The organism is Bacteroidia bacterium, from assembly GCA_025056095.1.
Classification (GTDB): Bacteria; Bacteroidota; Bacteroidia; order JANWVE01; family JANWVE01; genus JANWVE01.
On record JANWVW010000186.1, the window covers coordinates 1 to 5,445 of the forward strand.

The 5,445-nt window shown below is 38.9% G+C and carries 6 protein-coding genes; 3 read left to right on the forward strand and 3 right to left on the reverse strand.

Going from position 1 to position 5,445, the window contains the following annotated elements; translation table 11 throughout:
- The first annotated feature begins 204 nt into the window (after positions 1-204).
- Both NZ519_11390 and NZ519_11395 read left to right on the forward strand, forming a co-directional pair.
- Entirely contained in the window at positions 205-1,059 is an 855-nt protein-coding gene (locus NZ519_11390; protein MCS7029356.1) for a 1,4-dihydroxy-6-naphthoate synthase, read from the forward strand.
- The gene (locus NZ519_11395; GenBank protein MCS7029357.1) at positions 1,056-1,184 is read left to right on the forward strand and encodes a hypothetical protein; all 129 of its coding nucleotides are present in this window, start codon (positions 1,056-1,058) and stop codon (positions 1,182-1,184) included. The genes NZ519_11390 and NZ519_11395 overlap by 4 nt, the downstream gene beginning before the upstream one ends.
- Before the next feature lie 26 nt (positions 1,185-1,210).
- Here the strand turns inward: NZ519_11395 and NZ519_11400 are convergent, their stop codons facing one another.
- The 3 genes from NZ519_11400 to NZ519_11410 are packed head-to-tail and all read right to left on the reverse strand — an operon-like array spanning position 1,211 to position 3,002.
- Complete coding sequence (locus NZ519_11400) at positions 1,211-1,552, reverse strand: translation initiation factor (GenBank protein ID MCS7029358.1); 342 nt, start codon at positions 1,550-1,552, stop codon at positions 1,211-1,213.
- Positions 1,549-2,529: a phosphate acetyltransferase gene (gene pta / locus NZ519_11405; GenBank protein ID MCS7029359.1), complete on the reverse strand. Its 981-nt coding sequence runs from the start codon at positions 2,527-2,529 to the stop codon at positions 1,549-1,551. Before pta ends, NZ519_11400 begins: the two co-directional genes overlap by 4 nt.
- Positions 2,530-2,534: 5 nt before the next feature.
- Positions 2,535-3,002 carry a carboxypeptidase-like regulatory domain-containing protein gene (locus NZ519_11410; protein ID MCS7029360.1) on the reverse strand — a complete coding sequence of 156 codons (468 nt, stop codon included), beginning with the start codon at positions 3,000-3,002 and terminating at the stop codon, positions 2,535-2,537.
- 243 nt (positions 3,003-3,245) lie between these two features.
- Here NZ519_11410 and NZ519_11415 point away from each other — a divergent pair, with 243 nt between their 5' ends.
- Positions 3,246-5,237, forward strand: coding sequence for a dehydrogenase E1 component subunit alpha/beta (locus NZ519_11415; GenBank protein MCS7029361.1), 1,992 nt, complete (start codon positions 3,246-3,248; stop codon positions 5,235-5,237).
- The last annotated feature ends 208 nt before the right edge of the window (positions 5,238-5,445 follow it).

The window sequence follows — 5,445 nt, forward strand, 5'->3', positions numbered from 1 at the left end:
GCGCAGCACCGAAGCGATAGCGTAGCCCGTAGCACGCCGACCTTGCCCACACAAGCGTAAGCGAAGTGTGGGCAAGGGCACGCCCAAAAAAAAAATTAAAATTTTGCACAATTATTTTTCATAAAAAACAAAAGCAGAACTTAGTACAAACTATTTCGGTTCGTATTTTTGTTATCCACTCAAAATAAATAAAGTCCATTAAATATGCAGCTTTCCATTGGCTTTTCGCCTTGTCCTAACGATACGTTCATTTTTGATGCTTTGGTTCATCACAAAATTGACACAGAAGGTTTGACGTTCAACCCTGTGCTTTTAGACGTAGAAGCCCTAAACCGAAAGGCTTTTGAAGGAGCGTTAGACATTACCAAAATTTCTTACTATGCTTACAGTTTTGTGCAAGAGGATTATATTTTGTTAGACAGTGGCAGTGCTTTGGGCAACCATTGTGGTCCTATGGTTATTGCCAAAACGCTCTTTGAACCTCAAGAATTGGCAAAAAAAATTATCGCTATCCCTGGCAAATATACTACAGCTAATTTTCTGCTCAATTACTACCTGCAAACCTTACCTGACTATAAACCACAAACAGGGCGACATATTGCAATGGTATTTTCCGACATTATGCCTGCTGTGCAAAAAGAAAAAGTAGAAGCAGGTGTTATTATTCACGAGAATCGTTTTACGTACATGGAGTATGGACTTTGCAAAATTATAGACTTGGGCGATTTTTGGGAAAGTACTACACGCTATCCTATTCCCTTAGGAGGTATAGCTGTTAAAAGATCTTTGCCAAAGGAGGTTTTACAAAAAATTAACCGAGTTTTGAGAAAGAGTGTAGCTTTTGCGCTTTCTCATCCTGAAAGTAGTAAGGAATATGTGCGTACGCATGCCCAAGAAACTAAGCCCGAAGTAATTGAGCAACATATTCGTTTGTACGTAAATCAATACACGTTGGACATTGGTGAGCAAGGTAAAAATGCTGTCAGGTATATGTTGCAAGTAGCCAAAAATGTAAATGGGCTATCGGGTCAAGAGGTTTATTTTGTTTCGGAGTTATGAGATGGATTATTTTTTTGGCGTGCCCTTGTGGACAAAAGTCCACAGGACGGCGCGCTTCGGGCTACGTGCGGAATACCCCAACCCTTGCGCAGCAAGGGGCACATCCAAAAAAGAAACTCAAGTGATAAAAATACTTTTGATAGGACTGTAACTATCCGCCCTTTCGTTTATATTTGTATCCTTGTTTAGATAAATAGCCCTCTACTTTGCTCCGAACATCCCCTTGTAAATGAATTTCCCCATTTTTGACTGTACCACCTACACCACAAAGCTGCTTTAAGACTTTACACAACGCATTTAAATCCTGCTCTGTGCCTACAAAGCCAGATATAATAGTAGCAAGTTTATTTGCCTTTAACCTTAACAGAGCTATGCGTAAGTCCTGTTTTTGGGGTTCAAGAGTAACTGTATTGGGTTCCTCGTTTTGATTTTTTTCGGGTACAAAGTTTGGATCAGTAGAATAAACGATAATAGTATCCTTGTTTTTTTTCATACATGTTGGACTTTTTCGTGAAGGTGCATCAGTACTCCCATCATAGCAACTAAGGCGGCATCTTCAGCTTTGCAGCCCCTGGATAAATCCAACCAAGGGTAGTTGAATCCTTGCAGCAAAGGTCCTATAGCTGTAGCCTGACCTATGCGCTCGGTAATTTTGTAAGCGATATTGCCCGCAGCTAAGTCAGGAAAGATAAAAACATTTGCTTGACCTGCCACAGGACTATTAGGGGCTTTGCGCGCCGCTACCGATGGCACAAAAGCAGCATCAAACTGTAATTCACCATCAATAATAAGTTCAGGTTCTTGCTGTTTAACTATTTCTATGGCTTGTAAAATTTCGTCTATTTTTTCGTGCTTAGCCGAACCTTTGGTAGAAAAAGATAACATAGCTACTTTGGGCGTCTGACCTGTAAGTTGTGCATGGGTACGAGCAGAGATTATCGCAATATCAGCTAACTGTTTTGGTGTAGGATACGGAATCACTCCGCAATCTGCATACGTGAGCAACCTGCCATCGGGCAAAACCATAAGAAATGAACTAGAAACTGAACTTACTTTTTTAGAAACTCCCAATACTCTTAAACCTGCACGGATAACATCCGCTGTAGTATGTACTGCACCCGAAACTGCTACATCTGCTATCCCATTTTTAAGCAGATAAGCACCAAACCACAATGGATGCTTCAACTGCTGTTGCACATATTCCCAAGTAAAACCTTTATTAGCATTGACCAAAAGATAGTCCGATATATCTTCTTGAGAAATTTCACTTTGACTAATGACTTTAACTACTATCCTTTGGTCGTTGAGATTGAGCAAGGTATCTTGGGTTAATAAAATTACTTTTTTTGCCCAACCACGCTCTACCAATATCCGAGCGGCTTGCTGTATGCGGATATCCTCTCCTTCGGTAAAAAGTACAGTTTTTTGGGCAGCTGCAGCTCTTTGAATAATCTTGTCTAAGGCTTGCATGTTACCTACAAAATTTCTAAAATAATTAAATATGCAATAATAGCAGAGATTTTGTTTTTTTGAGCTAGCTCTAACTTCTTTTTTAGCAAGTTAAGCAAAATTGCTTTTTCTTTTTCAATATTCGTTTCTTCTATTACTTCATCTTCTGCACTTTTTTCTGAGCGTGTATCTTTGTTAAGAGAAACATTGATGGTAATATCTCTCTCCCCAGTTACGTTAATGTCTGTTACTTTTTTGGTTTCATAGTTAGGGCTAGAAAAATAAATTTCATACTGTCCTTCGGGAATATCTGTAAGTTCATATCTACCTTCTTCATCTGTAATACAAACGAAAGCAGTACCTGGTATACTTACTTTTGCACCTACCAATAAGTCAGCACTCTCGCTATCGTATACGGTTCCTCTAATAGCCGACTGTGCAAAGCTTATCCGCATAAAAAATATCAGTATCAGAAAAAAAATACGACGATACATATTACTTGCAAAAATAAAAATTTTGCATCACACCGAAAAACAACCGAAAGGTATTTGAAAGTTAAGCTGATATGTAAACCTTGTGGAGTTATTAATTTTTTCTTATCCACAAATTTTTTTGCTCAAATAAAAATTTAACCACTCTTTCATCTTCCATCAATCTTGAAATGGGCATCATAAATTGATGGGTAGCAACCATTTTTGAAAATTCTTTTACTAATATTGTGGCAAAATACGTAATTTATGTACTTTGACAGAAAATCGCTAAGCAACGAAGCTTTATTAACAATATATAAGGCGCTTATTACTCCGCGCATCATTGAGGAAAAGATGCTTATTCTTTTACGCCAAAATAAAATTTCTAAGTGGTTTTCAGGAATTGGACAAGAAGCTATTGCGGTAGGTAGTACGTTAGCGCTGCATAAAAATGACTTTATATTTCCTTTACACAGGAATTTAGGTGTATTTACTACTCGAAAAGTAGACTTGAAGCGGCTATTTTGTCAGTGGCAAGGCAAAGAGTATGGTTTTTCAAAAGGTAGGGAGCGTTCCTTTCATTTTGGAATTCCCGAATATAAAATCATCGGAATGATTTCGCACCTTGCTGCTATGCTTAGTGTAGCCGATGGAGTAGCTTTGGGTTGCCTTTTAGATGGAGATAAAAACATTGCCTTAGCTTACTGTGGTGAAGGGGGTGCATCAGAAGGAGATTTTCATGAAGCTGTCAATTTAGCCGCAGTTTGGGACTTACCTGTTATATTCTTAATTGAAAATAACGGCTATGCCCTCTCTACTCCTACTTATGAACAATACCGCTGTAAAAGCTTTGTAGATAAAGCCCCAGGTTACGGCATAGAAGGTGTTAAAATAGATGGAAACAACGTATTAGAAGTCTATCACACGATAAAAGAGTTAGCCGATAGCATGCGCACTAAACCCCGCCCATTTATAGTAGAAGCAGTTACTTTTCGCATGCGCGGACATGAAGAAGCATCAGGTACAAAATATGTTCCCCAACACTTATTTGAGGAATGGAAACCTAAAGACCCTATCCTAAACTATGAAAAGTACCTCTTTGACCAAAAAATTCTAACCGAAGAAATAAAAAATCAATACTACGATGAAATCAAACAAGAAATTGAAGACGCGCTTGCCTTCACTTTCAGCCAACCTGAAATTACACCCAGCATTGAAAAAGAACTCAACGACGTGTATCTAAATGATGATAGTCGTGTGAAAGGTTTTTATACTTTTGAACCCACGCCTACTCATAAAAAACGCATGATTGATGCAATCAGTGAAGCGCTGTTCCAAATGATGGAATATAACCCCAAGCTCATTTTAATGGGACAAGACATTGCAGAGTATGGCGGTGTGTTCAAAGTTACGCAAGGTTTTGTAGAAAAATTTGGAAAACAAAGAGTTAGAAATACACCTATTATTGAATCAGGAGCAATAGGGGCTGCATTAGGTTTAACTTTAAAAGGATATGATGTAATGGTAGAAATGCAGTTTGCAGACTTTGTTACATGCGGATTCAACCAAATTGTCAATAATTTAGCTAAAAATTATTACCGATGGGGACATTCGCCGAATGTTACTATACGTATGCCCACAGGAGCTGGCGTAGGTGCAGGACCTTTTCATTCGCAAAGTAATGAAGCTTGGTTTACTCATGTCCCCGGGCTAAAAGTAGTATACCCCTCTAACCCCTACGATGCCAAAGGTTTATTGATTGCATCCTTGTTAGACCCCTCTCCTGTAATGTATTTTGAACACAAAGCCTTATACAGAAGTGTAGAAGAGGAAATTCCTCAAGCTATGTATGCTATTCCCATAGGAAAAGCAAAAGTAGTACAAGAAGGGACAGACTTGACGATTGTTACTTATGGGGCAGGAGTACATTGGGCACTAGAAGCAGCTAAAAAGCATTTTGATACAAGCAGCATAGAAATCATAGATTTACGCAGCTTAGCTCCTATTGACTACCAAACCATAGAAGATTCTGTCAAAAAGACTAATCGGTTGCTTATTTTGCATGAAGATACGCATACAGGAGGTATCGGGGGAGAAATTGCTGCAACTATGTCCGAAAGGGCTTTTAGATATTTAGATGCGCCTATTGTACGTGTAGCTTCTTTGGATACGCCTGTACCTTTCAACATTCAATTGGAGCAGCAATTTTTGGCTAAATCCCGTTTAGTGGATAAAATGAAGTACATTTTAGCTTACTAACAGCCTTAAAAATATCGCTTGCTACGCCATTTCGCAAGTATAGTTTTAGTTCTTTCAATAGTAGAATTTATCGTGCGGTTTAACTAACTGCAAGGGGTAGAAAGTATTTCGGTTATATTTTTGTAGAATACTTTTTTGGGCGTGCCCTTGCCCACACTTCGCTTACGCTTGTGTGGGCAAGGTCGGCGTGCTACGGGCTACGCTATCG